Origin of the sequence: Micrococcus luteus, assembly GCF_022664405.1 — a bacterium.
In the GTDB taxonomy this organism is placed as follows: Bacteria; Actinomycetota; Actinomycetes; order Actinomycetales; family Micrococcaceae; genus Micrococcus; species Micrococcus luteus.
Genome location: NZ_JAKRLB010000013.1, coordinates 14,139 through 32,578, shown reverse-complemented (window position 1 = coordinate 32,578; position 18,440 = coordinate 14,139). Strand labels below are relative to the sequence as shown.

The following is an 18,440-nucleotide window of genomic DNA, read 5'->3' as shown; positions in this document are numbered from 1 at the left end:
ACCGGATGCCGCACTCGCCGCGTCGGCACGAATCTACGCCGCACGGACGTGAGGCGGGTCACCATCCGGTGACGAAGCGCTATCGACTCGGTCACGGCGACGCGCGATGCGGATCGGGCCGGCCGGCGCCGCGCGTCAGCGGGATGCGCTGGGCGAGGGGCTTGCCCCGGAGGAGGGGCGCGGGGTGGCCTGCGCCGTGTCGGCCGGGCTGGGCGACGGGCTCGCCGATGCGGCGTCCCGCCCCCGCTGGTCCTCGGCGTCCCGGCCGGACGCGCTGGCGGAGCCCGACGCGCTGGAGGAACTGGGCGAGCTCGACGACGGCAGCACCGGCTTCTGGGTGGCGCGGAAGCTGCGCACCCGCTGCAGCGGCTCCGGGACGAAGTCCGAGGGGACGGAGCCGCCGTCCGCGCCGGTGCCCTCGATCTTGATGGGGCCGGTGAACCCGGACGGTTCCGCCGTGCGCGCCCCGCTCGACCCGATCACGCCCATCTCCCCGAGCGTCGCGGCCAAACTCTCCAGCTCCTTGCGATGGCCCTCGACCACGCTGGAGGCCAGCTCCTTCGCCGCGTCGTCCGAGCCGTCCTCCGCCTCCGTGGCGGAGATCGTCAGCGCGCCCTGATAGAGGCGGCGCATCTGGAGCAGGTAGATCCGTCCTGCCTCCTCCGGCTCGGCGGCGGCCAGCACGTTCTTCTCCCGGTCGGACAGGAGTCCGGCGCGCAGCTCGTCGCCCACGATCTGGGTCGGCTCCGCGTCCTCCGTGGACTCGGGCTGCGCAGACGGGGTCGACTCGGCACCCGCACCGCGCACGTCATCCGAGGGGACGCCCCAGCCCTCGAGCATCGACTCGAGCCGGCCCGCCCGCTCCTCGTGCTCGGACTTCATCCGTTCGGCGGTGGCCCGGATCTCCTGGTCCACGCCGTCCTTGCCCAGCACCTGATCGGACTGCTGGATCGCGTCGCGGTGGTTGCGCAGCAGCAGACCCGCGAACTGGATGTCCGCCGCGAGCGGGTCGGCGGACGTCTGGCTGGGGCTGGCCAGCACGCCCTCCAGGTAGGTGTTCCCCGCCTCCGTGCCACCGGTCTGTCCGGGCTCCTCGGCGACGCTGCAGCCGCCGGTGGCCAGGGTGATGCTCAGGAGCGCCCCTCCGACGGCCACGCTCCAGCGGCGGGGGCGCACGCGGGCGGGGGCGATGTCGGCTCGGCTCATGGGCGCAGGTCCTCTCGGCGGTCGTCACCCGGTCACGGGGTCAATGGCGGTCCGACGCGGTCGGCCGCCCCGGCCTCCCCAGGGTACCCCTCCGGCCTCCCTGCCCCGGGGTCACCGCGGCCTCAGGCGACGCGGGTGGCCTGCACCACCCAGTTGTTGAAGGCGTTCCCGGCCATCCCGGTGCCCGGCACGAGGTCGCACGTGATCAGCGTGACCTTCGCGTCGTCGCCCCCGGGCTCCCAGGCCCAGCGGTTCGCCGGATCCTGGGTGAGCGCCTCCTTCTCCACCGAGACCGCGTCCGAGTCCGCCTCGAAGGCGGCCTGCGTGCCGTCGTCGTACGTCACCACGACGACGGCGCCCGCCCGCACGTCGCCCAGGTTCCAGAACACGTCCCGCACGCCGTAGTAGACGACGTGCCCGGCCAGGACCCCCGCGTACCGGGACCGCTCCCCCGGCGTGGTGCCCCACTGCGGCGGGCCGTACCAGCCGACCGTCTGTGGCTCCGGGTCCAGTTCGCCGCCCTCGTCCAACTGCGTGAGGTCGATCCCCGCTCCGACGATCTGCTCGCCGTCCTGGTGGACGTCCACGTGCACGGGCGTCGCCGTGATCTCGTCCCACGGGGCGGCGGGGCCGGAGAGGTGGGCGGCCGCGGCGGGGGCTGGCTCCTCGGTGGGGGTCGGCTCCTCGGACGGCGTGGGTGCGCCGGCGGGTTCCTGGGTCTCGATGGGAACCGCCGCCTCCCGCGTGGTTGCCGCAGAGGACGGGCTCACGGACGCCGTGGCGCTGAGGGTGGGGGCAGCGCTGATCGGCACGGCGCCGACCGCCAGCACCCCGCGCAGCGCGAGGAACACGAGGCTCAGGCACAGCAGCAACAGGACCACCCACAGGGCGCGTCGGACGGTGGTGTTCATCCGGGTTCTCCCCTCGTGTGCATCGACGCGGCCCGCCCGGGGCCGCGTCCGACGACGGCATGGTCTCACGCGCTCCGGCCTCAGCGCGGCGCGTCATCCCCGGGCTCGGCATAGCGGTCCCGGACGAAGGCCTGCAGCCGACGGGCGATCTTCTCCAGCGTCGCGGTGGCGAAGTGGTCCTCCCGCCACGCCGCGTGCAGTCGCACCGCGAGCGCCCGCCCCTGCGCGATGACCCGCACCGGCGTCAGCTCGAAGGCCGGGTCCTCGGTGACGACGGCGACGCCCGCCCCCGTCGCGACCAGGGCCTGGGCCACCCGCCCGGAGTTCGCCTCGGTGAGAGCCGGCGGCGTGAGGCCCGCCACGGCCACGGCGCCGTCGAGGACGCGCCGCGCCATGAAGGTGCGGGCGGGCGCGACGATGGGCTGGGCCACGAGGTCGTCGAGGGACACCCGCGTCCGGCCCGCCCAGGGGTGGCCCGGGGCGACGTACGCCCAGACCGGCAGGTCCATCAGCGGCAGCGACGCGACGGAGGGCGGCGGCACCGTCGGCATCACCACGAGGTCGTGCCGCGCGACGGCGTCGAGCAGCGAGTCGTCCAGCTGGGTCTCCGCGACGCGCGGGCGCGGGTCCTCCTCCCCGAAGGTGGCCACGAACGGCAGCACGACGTCGATGAGGGTGGTGCCCGGCGCGGCCACGGCCACGTCCGTGAGCCGACCGGAGGCGAGCGCGCGGGCCGCCTGCTCCGCCCGTCGATGGGCGACGAGGACCTCGCGCGCCACCGGGAGGAACGCCTCGCCGGCCGTCGTCAGCTCGAGCCGACCGGCGACCCGGGCGAACAGGGGCAGGCGCAGCTCACGCTGAAGCCGCTGCAGCTGCCGACTGAGCGCGGACTGCACGAGATCCAGGCGGATCGCGGCCCCCGAGACCGTGCCGACCTCTGCCACCGTGACGAAGGCCCTGAGCAGTTTCTCCTCCATGCCGAATGAGCATAGCCACCATGCAAGATCATCACTGGACGGCATGGACCCGACGCCCCACCATGGGAGGACGCGGCCCGACGCGTCGTCGTCGTGCCCACCCGTCGTCCACGCTCCCGTGAGCCGTCCCCAGGAGGCATCCCCATGACCGCCACCCCCGACCTCGAGCAGACCCGCCATCTGGCCACCGAGCTGCCCGGCCCTCGCTCCCGTGAGCTCGCCGAGCGCCAGAAGCGCGCCGTCCCGGCCGGCGTGGCCACCACCATGCCGGTGTACGCGGCCCGCGCCGCGGGCGGCATCCTCGAGGACGTGGACGGCAACCGCCTGATCGATCTGGCCTCCGGCATCGCCGTCACCTCCGTGGGCGCCTCCCACCCGCGCGTCGTGGCCGCCGTCCAGGAGCAGGTCGCGCAGTTCACCCACACCTCGTTCATGATCACCCCCTACGAGGGCTACGTGGCCGTGGCCGAGCAGCTGGACCGCACCAGCCCGATCCCCGGCGAGACCCGCACCGCCCTGTTCAACTCCGGCGCCGAGGCCGTGGAGAACGCCGTCAAGGTGGCCCGCGCCTACACCGGCAAGCAGGCCGTGGCCGCGTTCGACCACGCCTACCACGGCCGCACCACCCTGACGATGGCGCTGACCGCCAAGTCCATGCCCTACAAGCACAGCTTCGGACCGTTCGCCCCCGAGATCTACCGCGTGCCCGGCTCCTACCCGCTGCGGGACGGCCTGTCCGGCGCCGAGGCCGCGCAGCGCGCCATCTCCGCGCTGGAGAAGCAGATCGGTGCCGACAACCTGGCCGCCGTGATCATGGAGCCGATCCAGGGCGAGGGCGGCTTCATCGTCCCGGCCGAGGGCTTCCTGCCGGCCGTGGTCGAGTGGTGCAAGGCCAACGACGTCCTGTTCATCGCGGACGAGGTCCAGTCCGGCATCGCCCGCACCGGCGCCTGGTTCGCCTCCGAGACCGAGGGCATCGAGCCGGACCTGATGGCGACCGCCAAGGGCATCGCCGGCGGCATGCCGCTCTCCGGCGTCACCGGCCGCGCCGAGGTGATGGACTCCGTGCACCCGGGCGGCCTCGGGGGCACCTACGGCGGCAACCCCGTCGCCACGGCCGCGGCGCTCGCCGTGTTCGAGGCCGTCGAGGAGGACGGTCTCCTCGAGAAGGCCCGCCGGATTGAGCAGGTCATCCGCGAGCACTTCGCGCAGAACGCCGACGACCGCATCGCCGAGGTCCGCGGCCGCGGCGCGATGATGGCGATCGAGTTCGTGGACCCCGCCACCGGCGAGCCGGACGCGACGCTGACCGCCACCGTGGCCGCGGCCGTGCGCGCCACCGGCGTCATCCTGCTCACGTGCGGCACCTACGGCAACGTCGTCCGCTTCCTGCCGCCGCTGACCATCGGTGAGGACCTCCTCAAGGAGGGCCTGAGCGAGGTCACGAAGGCGCTGCAGTCCGCCTGAGCCCCCGCCACCGGCGGACCGGCGACGACGGCCCCGCATCCCTGCCCGGGATGCGGGGCCGTCCGCCTGTCGGCAGAGGCCTCAGATGTCGTCCTCGTACGCGGGGCCGCCTTCGTTCTCCAGGGCCTCGAGGCGCCGGGACTTCTCGGCGGTGAAGATCCGGCGGACCCCCGTGCCGCCGAACTCGTCCTCCGGGACCAGCCCGACGCCGTACTTCCGCAGGGCCTTCTCCAGACGCAGACGCTCGTCCACCCGCAGGTCGGCCAGCCCCTTCTCGAAGCGGCGCAGCTGCTCCTTCTCGAGACCGGCCGCGGTGGCCAGGGTGCGGACACTGACCTGGGCGAGAGCGCGGCCGGCGCGCGCCACGTCGAAGGTCATCGGGGTGGGGTACATCAGACATCTCGATTCTGCAGTTCTCGACGGGGATCCGCTCCATGATGGCCACGCCCCGGATGAAAGGACAAGGGCGCGCCAGCCTAGAACCCGCTGTGCGACATGCGCGTCGCTGACCCATCGCGCCCGCCACGCCGGCGGGACGCGGACGGGCCCGCCTCCGGTCACCGGAGGCGGGCCCGTCGTCGTCGTGGGGTGTCAGTCCTGGACGAAGTACATCTGCTTGTTGACGAACTCGTCCATGCCGAGCGGGCCGAGCTCGCGGCCGAAGCCGGAGCGCTTGACGCCGCCGAACGGGATCTCCGCCCCTTCTCCCGCCGGCGTGTTGACGTTGGCCATGCCGACCTCGAGCTGCCGGGCGATCCGCTCGGCCTGAGCCTCGTCCTGGGAGAACACGGCGCCGCCCAGGCCGTACTGGGAGTCGTTGGCGAGGGCGAGCGCCTCGTCCGCGGACTCCACCTTGTAGACGACGGCGACGGGGCCGAAGAGCTCCTCGCGGTAGGCGTCCATCTCGGAGGTGACGCCCGTGATCACGGCCGGGGCGAAGCGGGCGCCCGCCTCGTCCGTGACGGTCCCGCCGACGTGGACGGTCGCACCCTGCTGACGGGCCCGCTCCACCTGCTCGGCCAGGCCCTCGGCGGCACCGCGCGAGGACAGCGGGGTGAACACCGTCGGGTCCTCGTCGGCGGCCTCCCCGGGCTTCATGGCCTCGGCCAGGGACACCAGCTCGGCCACGAAGCCGTCATGGATGTCCGCCGAGACGATCATGCGCTTGTTGGAGTTGCAGGCCTGGCCCATGTTGTACATGCGGGTCGCCCACGCGGTGCGGGCGGCCTCGGCCGGGTCCTCGGCGTCGAGCACGATGTACGGGTCCGAGCCGCCGAGCTCGAGGACGGCCTTCTTGAGGTGCTGGCCCGCGAGCGCGCCGATCACGGAGCCGGCCCGCTCGGAGCCGGTCAGGGAGACGCCGGCCACGCGCGGGTCGGCGATGAACTCGGCGATCTGGTCGTGCGTGGCGAACACGTTGGTGTACACGCCGGCCGGCACGCCGGCGTCGTCCATGATCTGCTGCACGGCCAGGGCCGAGCGCGGGCAGATCTCGGCGTGCTTGAGCACGATCGCGTTGCCGAGCATGAGGTTCGGCGCGGCGAAACGGGCGATCTGGTAGTACGGGAAGTTCCACGGCATGACGCCCAGCAGCACACCCAGGGGCAGGTGGCGGATCATGGCGCGGCCGCCCTCGAAGGTCTCGATGGGGCGGTCCGCGGCGAGGGTGGGGCCCTTGTCCGCGAAGTAGCCGAAGATGGCCGAGCTGAACTCCGCCTCCTCGACGCCCTCGGTCACGCGCTTGCCCATCTCGGTGGCGATGATCTGCGCGAGCTCGTCCTTGCGCTCCTCGAAGAGGTCCGCGACCCTCTGCACGATGGTGGCGCGCTCCTCGATGGGGCGGGCGGCCCACGCACGCTGGGCGGTCTCGGCGGCGGCCAGCAGCTGGTCGACCTCACCGTCGGCGAGGGCGGGGAAGGTCTCCACGACCTGGTCGGTGCTGGGGTCCTGCACGCGATAGCCGGTGGGGGTGCTCATGAGTGGGTCCTCTCGTTCGGGTCCCGGACCACGGCAGTGCCGTCGTCGTCCGGACGGATGATCGGGATGGGTCGGGTCGAGTCCGTCTGCGGCAGGGTCTCGCCACGGAAGTAGGCCGGGTGGCGCAGCCGCGTCCACATCATCAGTACCACGCCGATCGCCAGCACGCCCATGCCCAGGATGAACACCGTGCCCACGCCGAACAGTGATGAGCCGGAGCCGTAGTCGGGGTCGGTGGAGTCCAGCGCGGTCACGCAGAACATCACCAGCAGCACGAGGCCGCCGATCAGCGGGAACAGGAAGGTGGTGAGGGCGTTGCCCACCGAGGTGAACCACTCGCGGCGGAAGTACCAGACGCAGGCCAGGGCGGTGATGCCGTAGTAGAAGCAGATCATCAGGCCCAGGGCGGTGATGGTGTCCCACAGGGCGTTCTCGGAGAGCAGCCGCGTGACGACGTAGAAGAGGCCGGCGAAGCCCGCACACACCCAGGTCGCGAAGGCCGGGCTGTTGAACCGGGGGCTCAGCTCGGCGAAGCGCGCGGGCACGGCCCGGTAGAAGCCCATCGCCAGCAGGGTGCGGGCCGGGGAGACCATGGTGGACTGCAGGGAGGCCAGGGAGCTGACGAGGATCGCGCTGGACATGATCACGGCGAAGGGGCCCAGGATCGGGCCGGCGAGGACCGCGAAGATCGACTCCTGGTTGTCCGGGTTGCCCGCGCCCAGGCCCTCGGAGCCGATGCCCGCCCAGGAGATCACGGCCAGGGCGGACAGGATGTAGACGGCGATGATGACGAACACGGTGACGGCGGCGGCCCGGCCGGGGGTGCGCTCGGGGTCCTTGGTCTCCTCGTTTATCGTGAGGGTCACGTCCCAGCCCCAGAACAGGAAGATGGACAGGGAGACGCCGGCCGCGACCACACTGAAGTCGCCCGCGGTGAACGGGTTGAACCAGTCCAGCTGCACCGGGGTGGGGTCGAAGCCCGCACCACGGGAGGACTGCGTCAGGGCGGCGATGGCGAACGCGCCGAGGGCCAGGATCTGGAAGGCCACCAGGATGTACTGCAGGTGCTTGGTGGTCTCCATGCCGCGGTGCGAGATCCATCCGGCCAGGGCCAGGTACACCACGGTCAGGGGGATGTTGACCCACAGGTTGCCGGCCAGGTCCGCGATGGCCTGGCTCCCGGTGATCTGGGCGAGCAGCAGGAACGTGAAGTCGACGGCGACGGCCGCCAGGTTGGATAGCACGATCACGGAGGCCGCGATGAGCCCCCAGCCGCCCATCCACCCGACATACGGCCCGAAGGCGTGCGTGGCCCAGGTGAACGACGTGCCGGAGTCCGGCACCCGTGTATTCAGCGCCCGGTAGCCGAGGGCCACCAGGAGCATCGGGATGAAGCCGAGCAGCAGGATCGCGGGCACGTGGGTGCCGACGGTGCTGATGGTCGGCCCGAGGCCCGAGGTCAACGTGTAGGCGGGGGCGACGACGGAGACGCCGATCACCACGGCCCCGAGCAGGCCGACCTTGCCGGCCTGGAGCCCCTTGTTGCTCACTCCTCCCGGGTTGAGGAGGTTGACCTGCTCGATGGCGGAGGTGGTCGGGTACACGTGCTCGTGTCCCTCGCTGTCGACGACGCGGCGTCGTGGGGTGGATGCGCTCATGAGGATGTCCCTGTCCGTGGGGCCGGTCAGCCGGTGGGCTGCCCCGCGTCGGTGGCTTCCCGCTCGGCGATGGCCAGGGCGGCGGCCTCGCCCATGCGGATCGCGCCATCCACGTGCTGGTAGCCCTCGGCGGCGATGTCCGAGCACGCGTAGTGGATGGGGCCGGTCGGTCGGTTCTGGAGGTGGCCCCAGCGGGAGAGCCCCCCGAGGTCGTAGCTGGTGGCGTAGGCACCTCGGGTCCACTCCTCGGCGGCCATGTCCGAGAGGAAGAACGCGATCGGCTCGAGAGTCCGGGGGCCGAGGTACTCGGCCATGGCGCCGAGGATCGCGGCCTTGCGCTCCTCCTCCGGCAGGGCCCACATCTGCTCCGCATACACGTCGGACACGAAGCCGACGAGGGTGCCGTGCGGGTCCTCCTCGCCCGGGGCGCCGCCGGCCGGGTTCTCGCCGCGATTGGTGTTGTCATAGATCTCCTGGACGAGACGGCCGCCGCCGAAGCACGTGCCGGACAGGCCCTCCTCGCGCCAGAACGGGGTCTCGTACACGGCGTGCACCTTGATGACCAGGCCCATGGAGATGTGCTGGTGCGCGATCTGCTGCTCGCGCGGCATCGGCGGCTCGAAGGAGATGCGGCTGTAGAGGTTCGGCGGGACGGCCAGGACCGCGTAGCGGGCGTGCACCTCGTAGTCGTCAGTGAGCGCCACGACGTCGCCGGCGGCGCCGTCGTGCGCCACGCCGTTGCGCACGTCTGCGGCCACACCGTTCTTCTCGTCCGCGGTGGACGGGTCCGGCTCGGCCCAGCGCAGGGTGCGCACCGGCTGGCCGAGGACGACGTCGTCGCCCAGCTCGGCGGCCATGGCCAGGGACACGGACTGCATGCCGCCCTCGACGCGCTTGTCCAGGATGAAGTCCTCGTCCACCAGGTTGCGGAACGACCCCGCCGAGGCGGACATGAGCAGCGCCTGGAGCAGGGAGAAGGTGTGGGAGGGCTTGGTCAGCATGCCGGAGGCGATGTAGATGGAGACGTTGTCGATGGCCTCCGGGTCGTCGGACTGCTGCTCCAGCCAGTGCCGGAAGGAGATCTTGTCCAGCTCGGCGGCCCGCGGGTGCTCCCACGGGGCGGCGGCGTCGATCTCGGCGGTCAGTTCGTCGATCTTGGCGATCAGGCGATCCATCTCCCGGTCCGTCTTCTCGGCCACCGGGAAGTCGAGGCCGTCGTAGACGTGGCGTTCTCCGCGCGGGTCCACGTAGACGTTGCGACCGTCGCGGAAGCGGGAGAACGTCGGCAGGCCGAGCTCCTCCACCAGGGAGATGAGGCGGGTCTGGTCCGGGGAGATCCACTGGCCGCCGATCTCGATGAAGTGGTCCTTGCCGTCGGCGCCCTCGACCAGGCCGTTCCAGGTGCGGCCGCCGACGCGCCGGCGAGCCTCCAGGACGGTGACGGACAGGCCCTGGGCCTTCGCGGTGCGGGCGGCCATGAGGCCGGCCGGGCCGGCGCCGATCACGACGACGTCGCTCGTCCGGCGCTCGCGGCCGGCGGTGGCGGGGGCGGTGGTCATGGGGTGCTCCTCTGGCGGGGACGGGGCATCGGGCGGGGCCCGGGTGAATGCCGTTCATTTAGAGTGTCGGCGCTCACTGTACGGGCCGCGCGCCGGGAAGGGAAGGCTGGTCCGTAGCCGGCCTGACACCTCCTGCCCGTCCGACGGGTCAGAATGGCCGGATGGACGAGACCACTGAACCGCCCCGGGCGCGCCGACGCCGCGGACGACCTCTCTCCCCCGCTCTGAGCCGCGAAGCGATCGCGGACGCGGCGCTCGCGGTCGCCCGCACCGAGGGATACGAAGGGCTCACCATGGCGGCGGTCGGCCGTCGCCTGGGCGTGGCGCCGAGCGCGCTCTACAACCACATCAGCGGCAAGCATGAGCTGCTCGTCCTGCTGCAGGACGCCGTGATGGGCGAGGTCTCGCTCGTCGAGCTGGAGGCCGCGATCCGGGGCGAGGTGCCCGTCGTCGCCGCCCTGCGGGCGTGGGCGCGCTCCTACCGCGACGTCTTCGCGGCCCATCCGCCGCTGATCCCGCTCATCGCGACCCTGCCGATCGAGGGAGCCCCGTCGACGCAGCGGGTCTACGAGACGGTGTGCGCGGTGCTGGCCCGGACCGGTCTGGCGCCGGAGCAGGTGCTGGCCCGGGTGATCGCGCTCGAGTCGTTCATCTACGGGTCTGCGTACGACGTCGACGCTCCGGCCGACATCTTCGAGGTGGCGGGGGCGCAGGAGCGCCTGCCCGCGCTTGGCGCGGCCGCCGAGGCCTTCCGGGCGGGCGGGGGCACGCGCGCGACGGGGGCGCGGAACCCCTATGCGGACGCACCCTTCGAGGAGGGACTGGACCTGCTGCTGGCGGGCCTCGGCGACTGACCCGCGGACTGCCGGCCGCGTGTCAGGCCGGCACGGACGCGCCGCCCCTGTGTGTGAGAGGGGCGGCGCGTCGACGGGGCCGTGTGCGGCGGGCCGTCAGCGGGTCAGGCCGAGACGACGGCGGGCCGCGACCAGCACCCCCGCGGCGGCGGCGCCGAGGCCGGCCAGCCACCAGCCGGTGGACTGCCCCGTCTCGACGGTGTCCGGGGTCGTGTGCTGCTCGTCGGCGTCGTCCTCGACCGGAGCGGGCTGTTCCTCCTCATCCTCCGGAGCCGGGGCGGCCTCGTCGCCCCGGAACGCGGCGAGCGCCGCTGCGGTGTCCGGGTCGGTCAGGTCGAGCGGCTTCCCGTTGAGGACGCCGTCCTCGGCATCGAGGAAGCCGTCGTACGCGGCGGAGATCTCCTCGCCGACATGCACGGTGACGGTCTGGACGTGGGCGACGTGGTCGCTGTGGAAGTCGACGGTGAAGGTGTCCGTGCCGACGAAGCCCTCGTCGGGGATGTACCAGGCACGGAGCTCGGAGTGCTCCGAGTCACGGAACGCGAAGACCTCACCGTGGGCCGGCTCGGCCACGACCGCCGCGTAGGCGTCCTCCATCGTCGGCGCGGCGACCAGGTGGACGATCTCAGCGCCCGCCACCCCGGGAGCCAACTGCATGGCCGAGTCCCAGACCAGGGGCCGGTCCCCGAGGTCGGCCGTCTGCGGGCCGTCGACGGCGTGCACGGCCGCACCCTGATCGTCGGCGAGGTCGGCGTCCGCCTGGAGCGTGATGCCCATGTTCAGCATCTGTCCGTCGGCCACGACGTCGTACCGCACGAGGCCTTCCCCGGCCGCGCCGAGCATGCGGCGGGTCTCGAGGACGTCCACCGCACCGCCGTCGATGACGTCCAGGGCGGTGAACTCGACCTCCTGGCCGCCCTCCAGGCGGGTGCCGTCCTCGGCCACCGGGGTGAGCGTGAGCGTGAGGTCCTCCGGGTCGTAGCCGTCGTAGGTCTGGAAGAAGGCGGTGGTGACGTTCTCGTGGTCGACGGCCTGGAAGTAGCCGGCCTGGGGGCCGTGGGCGTCGTCCCAGGCGGCGGCGGGGCCGGCGAGGGCGACGGCGGTGCTGAGGCCGGCGGCGGCGACGGCGGCGGGCAGGTGACGGAGGGAGGGACGACGGGTACGGATGACGGACATGGCAGCTCCTCACCGAGTCGGCCGGTCGGAACCGGCTGCCCCCGCCTCTGCAGCACCGGTGTTCCGGGCTCCACGGGTGGGGATGCTTCGAGTCTGTCCGCCCAGAGCCTGCCGTGAAAGGGCTGTGCGACGCCGATGCCTGATCCACGCTGGACCACAACCCGGCCGTGACCGGCGGGTCTCGACGGCGAGCCCGCCGTCACGACAACGAAGGCCCGATCCATATGGACCGGGCCTTCTGACGGGTGGAGGTAAGGGGATTCGAACCCCTGACCTTCTGCATGCCATGCAGACGCGCTACCAACTGCGCCATACCCCCAGGTGGGTGGTGACTCCGTTTCCGGCGGACCGGCCGGAGCACCTGGATAGGATACCCGGCCCGCGGCAACCGCGCAAACCGGCTGGGCGGCGTCGATGGACCGACGCGGCCCCACGGCCTAGCGTGCAGGAGACACCCCCACGCCCACCGCCCACCAGGAGGCCCCCGATGTCCCCCACCGACGCACCGATCCCCACCGCGCTGATCGGCTATGGGTTCGCCGGGAAGACGTTCCACGTCCCCCTGCTTCACGCCACGGAGGGACTCGCGCTCACCCATGTCGTCTCGAGCCGCCCGGACGCGGTGCACGCGGACCTGCCGGACGTCGTCGTGGTGCCTGACGTGGACGAGCTCCTGGCGCGCCACGACGTGGACCTCGTGGTGATCGCCGCCCCGAACGATCAGCACACGCCGCTCGCGCGCACGGCCCTGAGGGCGGGCAGGCACGTGGTGGTGGACAAGCCGTTCACGCTGAGTCTCGCCGAGGCGCGAGAGCTGCGCGACCTCGTGGCCGAGACGGGACGGGTGCTGCGGGTGTTCCAGAACCGCCGCTTCGACAGCGACTTCCTGGGCATCGCCGAGCTCGTCCGCTCCGGCCGGCTCGGGGACGTCGTCCACCTCGAGTCCCGGATCGACCGCTTCCGTCCGACCGTCCGGGACCGCTGGCGGGAAGCCGCGGTGCCCGGGGGCGGCATCTGGTTCGACCTCGGCCCGCACCTGGTCGACCAGGCGCTCCTGCTCTTCGGCGTCCCCGAACGCGTGGACGCCGACCTCGCAGCCCTGCGTCCGGGCGCCCCGGTCGAGGACTGGGCGCACTGCGTGCTGCAGTACCCGGGCCGGCGCGTGGTCCTGCAGGCGTCGATGCTCGTGGCCGGCGGCAGCCCGCGCTTCGCGGTCCACGGCACGCGTGGCACCGCGGTGAAGGAACTGCCGGATCAGCAGGAGGCTCAGCTGCGCGCGGGCCTGTTCCCCGGCGCCGAGGGCTGGGGCGTCGACCCGGGCCCGATCCTCCTGCACGACGGGGAGGGAAACATCGAGCGTGTCCCCGCGCCGATCGGAGCTCAGCAGCGGTCCTACACGGGCGTGCGCGACGCGATCCTGGGCCGCCCGAGCGGCGACGCCGCCACCCCCGACCAGGCCGTCGCCGTGATGGCGGTGCTGGAGGCCGCCGTCGCCTCGTCGCGGGAGGGCCGTGCGGTGGAACCCGCGCTCACGGCGGTGGAGCGCGCCGCGTACCCCGGCGTGTCCCCCGCACCGACCGCGGCGGAGCGACATCACCGCAGTGCAGAACCGCGGTGATGTCGCGGGGCGGCGGTCGCCTCCCGGCCCCGCACGGGAGTCCGACGACGACGAAGGCCCGGTCCGTACGGACCGGGCCTTCTGACTGGTGGAGGTAAGGGGATTCGAACCCCTGACCTTCTGCATGCCATGCAGACGCGCTACCAACTGCGCCATACCCCCAGATGTGGGCGTCGCCCGCGATGTTCACGCGCCGTTTCCGGCCCGTTCGCCTCGCTGGCAACTCGACCAGCGTACACGGTCCCCGCGCGGGCACCAAATCGGCGTCCGGGCCGAGGCGCCCTCAGATGTTGTAGCCCTCGAGGATCCAGTCGCCCCAGCCCTCGGCCCCGGTGTCGGCAGTGAACGCGCCCTGCAGCACGGCGGCGCGGGCATTGCCGATCCGCTCCATCGCCGCGAAGGCCTCACCCTCGTGACGCAGGAGCAGCCCCGTGGCCGCGCGGATCAACGCACCGTGGGCCACGGCGAGCAGAGTCTGGGCGCCCCCGTCGCGCGGGGTGTCCCCCCAGTGCGAGGGCACGTGTCCGCGCAGCGCACGCAGGGCCCGCTCGCCGCCCCCGCGCAGGGTGTCCCCGCCGACGGGGCCGGCGTCGAGCGCCGGCTCGGCCCGCCAGAGGCGGTGCTCGTCCGGCCAGCGTTCCGCGATGGCACTGAGCTCCAGGCCTTCCCACTCTCCCCCGGCCAGCTCCATCAGCTCCGGGTCGACGGCCACGGACGCCGCACCCACCCGGGCCTGGAGGACGATCTCGGCCGTGCGCCGCGCCCGGGCCAGCGGGGAGCACACGGCCACGAGCTCCTCCGCGTTCTCGATCAGGTCGCCCACGGGCCCGCCGGCGGCGCGGCGCGCCTGGCGCTCCCCCTCGGCGTTCAGCTCGATGTCCGTGTGCCCCTGGTAGCGGTCCAGGGCGTTCCAGTCGGTCTCGCCGTGACGCAGCAGGATCAGGCGCATCTCGCGGCCGCGCTCAGGAGGCGTGCGAGGCGGAGGCGCCGTCGTCCTGGGTGGCCGCGTCCGGGCGGGTGCTCTCCTCCGGCAGGCCGAGGTCGATCGCCGGGGTGTCCTTCCACAGGCGGTCCAGCGCGTAGAACTCGCGGTCCTCGCGATGCTGGACATGCACCACGAAGTGCCCGTAGTCGAGCAACACCCAGTGGCCGTCGGACCGGCCCTCACGACGCAGCGGCTTGAGCTGCTCGTCCTTCAGCAGCGCCTCCTCGACGCCGTCGACGATCGCGTTGACCTGACGCTCCGAGGCGCCGGAGGCGATCAGGAAGGCGTCGGTCAGGCCGAGCCGCTCGGCGACGTCGAACGCGACGATGTGCGTGCCGAGCTTGTCCGCGGCGGCGGCCGCGGCGGTGGTGAGGGCGTCCAGGGTGGTCTGGGGAACGGTCACGAGGTCTCCTCTTCCGAGACGTAGAGGTGGTGCTTGGCGATGTATTGGACGACGCCGTCCGGGACGAGATACCAGACGGGCCGGCCCCGGCGGACGCGCTCCCGGCAGTCCGTGGAGGAGATCGCCATGGCGGGGATCTCCATCAGGGACACGTCGGCGCCCAGGCCCATGTCCGAGAGGTCGTGGCCGGGACGGGTGACGCCGACGAAGTGCGCCAGGTCCCAGAGTTCGTCCACGTCCTTCCACGTGAGGATCTGGCCCATGGCGTCCGCGCCGGTGATGAAGAACAGCTCGGCGTCCGGGTGCAGGCGGCGCAGGTCCCGCAGCGTGTCCACGGTGTAGGTCACGCCGGGGCGGTCGATGTCCACGCGGGAGACGGTGAACCGGGGGTTGGAGGCGGTGGCCACCACGGTCATGAGGTAGCGGTCCTCGGCCGGGGAAACCTGCCGGTCCGACTTCTGCCACGGCTGGCCCGTGGGGACGAAGACGACCTCGTCCAGCTCGAACTCGGCGGCCACCTCGGAGGCGGCCACGAGGTGCCCGTGGTGGATCGGGTCGAAGGTGCCGCCCATGATGCCGAGGCGAGGACGGCGAGCGCGCCCGGCGGCGGGCGCGGTGACGGGGGTGCGGGAGGCGACGGTCATGCGCTCAGGAGACGAACGGACGGCCCGCCGCGTCGCCCCCGGCGGAGGCGACGACGCGGCGGGCCGGTGAGACGTCAGTGACCGGAGGTGTGCGAGCCGCGGCCGGTGCCGTGGTGCTGGACCGCGGTGGTGGGCTCGGGCAGGCGCAGCGCGCGGGAGCGCATGGACATGGTGGCGGCCAGGGCGGCCATCAGCAGCGCGAAGACGAGCAGGCCGTACCAGATGGGGTCCATCGGCAGCTCATTGACGACGTGATGGCCCTCGGCGGCGGCCAGGATCAGGGAGGTGTTCAGCATGGATGCTCCTCGGTGCAGCGGGTCAGACGGCCGGGCCGGGGCCGGGCCGAAGGGGTCCTGGTGTCCATCGTAGCCCGGCTCAGCGGCGGATCTGCCCGTCGCCGCGCAGGATCCACTTGGTGGTCGTGAGCTCCTCCAGGCCCATGGGCCCGCGGGCGTGCATCTTCTGGGTGGAGATGCCCACTTCGGCGCCGAGGCCGAGCTCGCCGCCGTCGGTGAAGCGCGTGGACGCGTTCACGATGACGGCCGCGGCGTCCACCTCGGTGATGAACCGCTCGGCCGCGGCCAGGTCGTTCGTGACGATGGCCTCGGTGTGGCCCGTGGACCACCGGCCGATGTGCTCGATCGCCTGGTCGAGGGAGTCCACGACGCGCACGGCCATCTCCATGTCCAGGTACTCGGTGCCCCAGTCCTCCTCGGTGGCGTCCACGGCGTCCCGGGCGTGGTCGCCGCGGTCGGCGAGCGTGGGCAGCCAGGCCCGCGCGGCCTCGTCCACGTGCAGCAGCACGCCGGCACGGGTGAGGGCGCGCAGCACTTCTCGGCCCACCTCCTCCGCGTCCCGGTGGAGCAGCAGGGTCTCGGCCGCATTGCACACGGAGGTGCGGTGGGTCTTCGAGTTGAGCACGATGTCCACCGCCATCTGCTTGGGTGCGGAGGCGTCCACGTACAGGTGCACGTTGCCCTCACCCGTCTCGATCACGGGCACCCGGGCCTCACGGACCACGCGCTGGATCAGCTCACGGCCGCCGCGCGGGACGAGGACGTCCACCGCGCCACGGGCGGCCATCAGGGCGGCGACGCCAGGACGTCCGAGGTCGTCGATGCCCTGGATGATGTTGGGGTCGAAGCCCTGGTCCACGAGCGCCTCCCGCAGCACCTGGATCAGGACCGCATTGGTGGACTCCGCGGCCGAGCCGCCGCGCAGGATCACGCCGTTGCCCGACTTCAGGGCGATGCCGGCGATGTCCACCGTGACGTTCGGACGGGCCTCGTACACGGCGCCCACGACGCCCAGGGGCACCCGCACCTGGCTCATCCGCACACCGTTGGGCAGCGGACCGCCGCGGACCACGGTGCCCACGGGGTCCGGCAGGCCGGCCAGGGTCTCCAGGGCGAGGGCCAGCGCCTCGACGCGCGCCTCGTCCAGCTTGAGGCGGTCCAGCAGGGCCGCCGAGGTGCCGGCCTCGCGGCCGCGGCCGCGGTCCTCGCGGTTGGCCGTGATGATCGCGGCCGCGTTGGCGCGCAGGGCCTCGGCCATGTGGCGCAGGACGGCGTCCTTGCGGGCGCGGCCGGCGGTGGCCAGCTCGGGCACGGCCTGACGCGCCCACTCGGCCCGCTGGCGGACGGCCTCCTCGACCTCGGGCGTCGGCGCCTCGGCGTCCTGGCGGCCGGACTGATCCTGGGGTGCGGTGCTCTCGGTGGTCTGCATGCCGCCAGCCTATCGAGCGCCCCGGACGAGGCACGAGGCCCGGTCCGTCGACTCGGCCGGAGCCCGTGCCGGTCAGCGCTGCGGCGGAGCCAGGCGCACCCAGTCGTCGGCGTGCACGACGACGCCGTCGTAGCCCGCGCCGAGGTCCTCGCGGAGGTCGGCGGTCGTCCGCCCGAGCATGGCGGGCAGCTGCGACGAGGAGTACTGCACGAGGCCGCGCGCCCGCACCCGGCCATGCGCATCCACGATCTCGACGACGTCGCCCGGCGTGAAGGCGCCCGTGCAGCCGGTGATGCCCGCGGCCAGCAGGGAGCGGCCGCGGTCGATCGCCCCGGCCACCGCGCCGTCGTCGATGATGAGCCGACCCCGGACCTCCGCCGTGAGGCCGAGCCACGCCGCGCGGGCGGACCGGCGGCGGCCGGTGGCGGAGAACCACGTGCCCACGTCCTCCCCCGCGAAGGCGGCGCCCGCATTGGCGGCCGAGGTCAGCAGGGTCGGGATGCCGGTGGTGGCCGCGATGCCGGCCGCGTCCACCTTGGTCACCATGCCACCCGTGCCCACGCCCGCGGAACCGGGCACACGCACGTCGACGCCGGCCAGATCGTCGTCCGAGGCGACCTCCGGGATGCGCCGCGCGTCCGGGTGGGAGGGGTGGCCCGTGTAGAGGGCGTCCACGTCCGAGAGCAGGACCAGCAGGTCCGCCTTGCAGAGGTTGGCGGTGAGGGCCGCGAGGCGGTCGTTGTCGCCGAAGCGGATCTCGCGCGTGGCCACGGCGTCGTTCTCGTTCACGATCGGCATCACGTCGAGCGTGAGCAGCCGCGACAGGGCGCGGTGCGCGTTCGTGTACTGGGTGCGCCGCATGAGCTCCTCGGCGGTCAGGAGCACCTGGGCCACCTCGGTGTCGTGCCGGCCGAAGCTCGTGGTGTAGTGCGCCATGAGCTTGCTCTGGCCGACCGCCGCCGAGGCCTGCTGGGTGGCGGTGTCCTTGGGGCGTCGGCCCAGCCCGAGGTGGGGGAAGCCGGCCGCGACGGCACCGGAGGACACGAGCACCACCTGGGTGCCCTTCTGCCGCTCGGCGGCGAGGACGTCCACGAGCCGGTCGATGGCCGCCACGTCCAGGCCGTCCGGGGTGGTCAACGAGGACGAGCCGATCTTCACGACCACTCGGCGTGCGGCCTGCATCGTCTCCCGCGAGGTCACGGGGTTGGCCTGCGGGTCCTCAGAGCCGCGCGTGGCGGGGGTCGGATAGCGGGTGACGACGGTGCGCCGCACGGACATGG

The 18,440-nt window shown here is 72.8% G+C and carries 17 protein-coding genes and 2 tRNA genes; 3 read left to right on the top strand and 16 right to left on the bottom strand.

All coding sequences use genetic code 11. From position 1 onward, the window contains the following. Window positions 1–135 precede the first annotated feature (135 nt). The 3 genes from MF605_RS07295 to MF605_RS07285 all read right to left on the bottom strand — a co-directional run bounded on the left by MF605_RS07295 (window position 136) and on the right by MF605_RS07285 (window position 3,094). Window positions 136–1,206: a DUF305 domain-containing protein gene (locus MF605_RS07295; protein ID WP_036313160.1), complete on the bottom strand. Its 1,071-nt coding sequence runs from the start codon at window positions 1,204–1,206 to the stop codon at window positions 136–138. A 122-nt stretch (window positions 1,207–1,328) separates the two neighbouring features. Beyond that, window positions 1,329–2,117 carry a class F sortase gene (locus MF605_RS07290; RefSeq protein ID WP_095354179.1) on the bottom strand — a complete coding sequence of 263 codons (789 nt, stop codon included), beginning with the start codon at window positions 2,115–2,117 and terminating at the stop codon, window positions 1,329–1,331. Between the two features lie 80 nt (window positions 2,118–2,197). Continuing rightward, window positions 2,198–3,094 carry a LysR family transcriptional regulator gene (locus MF605_RS07285; RefSeq protein ID WP_134416942.1) on the bottom strand — a complete coding sequence of 299 codons (897 nt, stop codon included), beginning with the start codon at window positions 3,092–3,094 and terminating at the stop codon, window positions 2,198–2,200. Window positions 3,095–3,238: 144 nt separating this feature from the next. Here MF605_RS07285 and gabT point away from each other — a divergent pair, with 144 nt between their 5' ends. Further along, the gene (gene gabT, locus MF605_RS07280) at window positions 3,239–4,561 is read left to right on the top strand and encodes a 4-aminobutyrate--2-oxoglutarate transaminase (RefSeq protein WP_134416943.1); all 1,323 of its coding nucleotides are present in this window, start codon (window positions 3,239–3,241) and stop codon (window positions 4,559–4,561) included. A gap of 81 nt (window positions 4,562–4,642) precedes the next feature. Here the strand turns inward: gabT and MF605_RS07275 are convergent, their stop codons facing one another. The 4 genes from MF605_RS07275 to MF605_RS07260 all read right to left on the bottom strand — a co-directional run bounded on the left by MF605_RS07275 (window position 4,643) and on the right by MF605_RS07260 (window position 9,755). After that, on the bottom strand, window positions 4,643–4,954 hold the full coding sequence (locus MF605_RS07275; protein ID WP_017487866.1) for a hypothetical protein: 312 nt from the start codon (window positions 4,952–4,954) through the stop codon (window positions 4,643–4,645). Window positions 4,955–5,152: 198 nt separating this feature from the next. After that, a complete protein-coding gene (locus tag MF605_RS07270; RefSeq protein WP_134416944.1) occupies window positions 5,153–6,538 on the bottom strand; it encodes an NAD-dependent succinate-semialdehyde dehydrogenase in 1,386 nt (461 codons plus the stop codon). Further along, on the bottom strand, window positions 6,535–8,196 hold the full coding sequence (locus MF605_RS07265; RefSeq protein WP_134416945.1) for an APC family permease: 1,662 nt from the start codon (window positions 8,194–8,196) through the stop codon (window positions 6,535–6,537). The genes MF605_RS07270 and MF605_RS07265 overlap by 4 nt, the downstream gene beginning before the upstream one ends. Before the next feature lie 26 nt (window positions 8,197–8,222). Further along, window positions 8,223–9,755, bottom strand: a complete 1,533-nt coding sequence (locus MF605_RS07260) for a flavin monoamine oxidase family protein (RefSeq protein ID WP_036381601.1) — start codon at window positions 9,753–9,755, stop codon at window positions 8,223–8,225. A gap of 161 nt (window positions 9,756–9,916) precedes the next feature. On the opposite strand from MF605_RS07260, the gene MF605_RS07255 reads away from it, so the two are divergent. Further along, the gene (locus tag MF605_RS07255) at window positions 9,917–10,609 is read left to right on the top strand and encodes a TetR/AcrR family transcriptional regulator (RefSeq protein WP_036381598.1); all 693 of its coding nucleotides are present in this window, start codon (window positions 9,917–9,919) and stop codon (window positions 10,607–10,609) included. Between the two features lie 96 nt (window positions 10,610–10,705). Here the strand turns inward: MF605_RS07255 and MF605_RS07250 are convergent, their stop codons facing one another. Further along, on the bottom strand, window positions 10,706–11,785 hold the full coding sequence (locus MF605_RS07250) for a hypothetical protein (protein WP_134416946.1): 1,080 nt from the start codon (window positions 11,783–11,785) through the stop codon (window positions 10,706–10,708). A 246-nt stretch (window positions 11,786–12,031) separates the two neighbouring features. After that, window positions 12,032–12,104: transfer RNA gene (locus tag MF605_RS07245), tRNA-Ala, on the bottom strand. 168 nt (window positions 12,105–12,272) lie between these two features. Here MF605_RS07245 and MF605_RS07240 point away from each other — a divergent pair. Then, on the top strand, window positions 12,273–13,403 hold the full coding sequence (locus tag MF605_RS07240; protein WP_134416947.1) for an oxidoreductase: 1,131 nt from the start codon (window positions 12,273–12,275) through the stop codon (window positions 13,401–13,403). A gap of 86 nt (window positions 13,404–13,489) precedes the next feature. On the opposite strand, the gene MF605_RS07235 is transcribed toward MF605_RS07240, so the two are convergent. The 7 genes from MF605_RS07235 to proB all read right to left on the bottom strand — a co-directional run bounded on the left by MF605_RS07235 (window position 13,490) and on the right by proB (window position 18,438). Further along, window positions 13,490–13,565, bottom strand: a tRNA-Ala gene (locus MF605_RS07235). Window positions 13,566–13,686: 121 nt separating this feature from the next. After that, entirely contained in the window at window positions 13,687–14,352 is a 666-nt protein-coding gene (locus MF605_RS07230) for a histidine phosphatase family protein (protein WP_134416948.1), read from the bottom strand. A gap of 13 nt (window positions 14,353–14,365) precedes the next feature. Further along, window positions 14,366–14,791, bottom strand: coding sequence for a ribosome silencing factor (gene rsfS, locus MF605_RS07225; protein ID WP_036316941.1), 426 nt, complete (start codon window positions 14,789–14,791; stop codon window positions 14,366–14,368). Next, entirely contained in the window at window positions 14,788–15,435 is a 648-nt protein-coding gene (nadD, locus tag MF605_RS07220) for a nicotinate-nucleotide adenylyltransferase (protein ID WP_100058799.1), read from the bottom strand. The genes rsfS and nadD overlap by 4 nt, the downstream gene beginning before the upstream one ends. Window positions 15,436–15,509: 74 nt before the next feature. Beyond that, the gene (locus MF605_RS07215) at window positions 15,510–15,731 is read right to left on the bottom strand and encodes a hypothetical protein (protein WP_010078833.1); all 222 of its coding nucleotides are present in this window, start codon (window positions 15,729–15,731) and stop codon (window positions 15,510–15,512) included. 79 nt (window positions 15,732–15,810) lie between these two features. Beyond that, window positions 15,811–17,160 carry a glutamate-5-semialdehyde dehydrogenase gene (locus tag MF605_RS07210; protein ID WP_134416949.1) on the bottom strand — a complete coding sequence of 450 codons (1,350 nt, stop codon included), beginning with the start codon at window positions 17,158–17,160 and terminating at the stop codon, window positions 15,811–15,813. Between the two features lie 72 nt (window positions 17,161–17,232). Next, the gene (gene proB / locus MF605_RS07205; RefSeq protein ID WP_134416950.1) at window positions 17,233–18,438 is read right to left on the bottom strand and encodes a glutamate 5-kinase; all 1,206 of its coding nucleotides are present in this window, start codon (window positions 18,436–18,438) and stop codon (window positions 17,233–17,235) included. Window positions 18,439–18,440: the final 2 nt, after the last annotated feature.

Excerpts from the sequence above, each read along its gene's own strand:
- MF605_RS07295 (WP_036313160.1), bottom strand. The coding sequence starts at position 1,206 with ATGAGCCGAGCCGACATCGCCCCCGCCCGCGTGCGCCCCCGCCGCTGG.
- MF605_RS07290 (WP_095354179.1), bottom strand. The coding sequence starts at position 2,117 with ATGAACACCACCGTCCGACGCGCCCTGTGGGTGGTCCTGTTGCTGCTG.
- MF605_RS07285 (WP_134416942.1), bottom strand. The coding sequence starts at position 3,094 with ATGGAGGAGAAACTGCTCAGGGCCTTCGTCACGGTGGCAGAGGTCGGC.
- gabT (WP_134416943.1), top strand. The coding sequence starts at position 3,239 with ATGACCGCCACCCCCGACCTCGAGCAGACCCGCCATCTGGCCACCGAG.
- MF605_RS07275 (WP_017487866.1), bottom strand. The coding sequence starts at position 4,954 with ATGTACCCCACCCCGATGACCTTCGACGTGGCGCGCGCCGGCCGCGCT.
- MF605_RS07270 (WP_134416944.1), bottom strand. The coding sequence starts at position 6,538 with ATGAGCACCCCCACCGGCTATCGCGTGCAGGACCCCAGCACCGACCAG.
- MF605_RS07265 (WP_134416945.1), bottom strand. The coding sequence starts at position 8,196 with ATGAGCGCATCCACCCCACGACGCCGCGTCGTCGACAGCGAGGGACAC.
- MF605_RS07260 (WP_036381601.1), bottom strand. The coding sequence starts at position 9,755 with ATGACCACCGCCCCCGCCACCGCCGGCCGCGAGCGCCGGACGAGCGAC.
- MF605_RS07255 (WP_036381598.1), top strand. The coding sequence starts at position 9,917 with ATGGACGAGACCACTGAACCGCCCCGGGCGCGCCGACGCCGCGGACGA.
- MF605_RS07250 (WP_134416946.1), bottom strand. The coding sequence starts at position 11,785 with ATGTCCGTCATCCGTACCCGTCGTCCCTCCCTCCGTCACCTGCCCGCC.
- MF605_RS07240 (WP_134416947.1), top strand. The coding sequence starts at position 12,273 with ATGTCCCCCACCGACGCACCGATCCCCACCGCGCTGATCGGCTATGGG.
- MF605_RS07230 (WP_134416948.1), bottom strand. The coding sequence starts at position 14,352 with ATGCGCCTGATCCTGCTGCGTCACGGCGAGACCGACTGGAACGCCCTG.
- nadD (WP_100058799.1), bottom strand. The coding sequence starts at position 15,435 with ATGACCGTCGCCTCCCGCACCCCCGTCACCGCGCCCGCCGCCGGGCGC.
- MF605_RS07215 (WP_010078833.1), bottom strand. The coding sequence starts at position 15,731 with ATGCTGAACACCTCCCTGATCCTGGCCGCCGCCGAGGGCCATCACGTC.
- MF605_RS07210 (WP_134416949.1), bottom strand. The coding sequence starts at position 17,160 with ATGCAGACCACCGAGAGCACCGCACCCCAGGATCAGTCCGGCCGCCAG.
- proB (WP_134416950.1), bottom strand. The coding sequence starts at position 18,438 with ATGTCCGTGCGGCGCACCGTCGTCACCCGCTATCCGACCCCCGCCACG.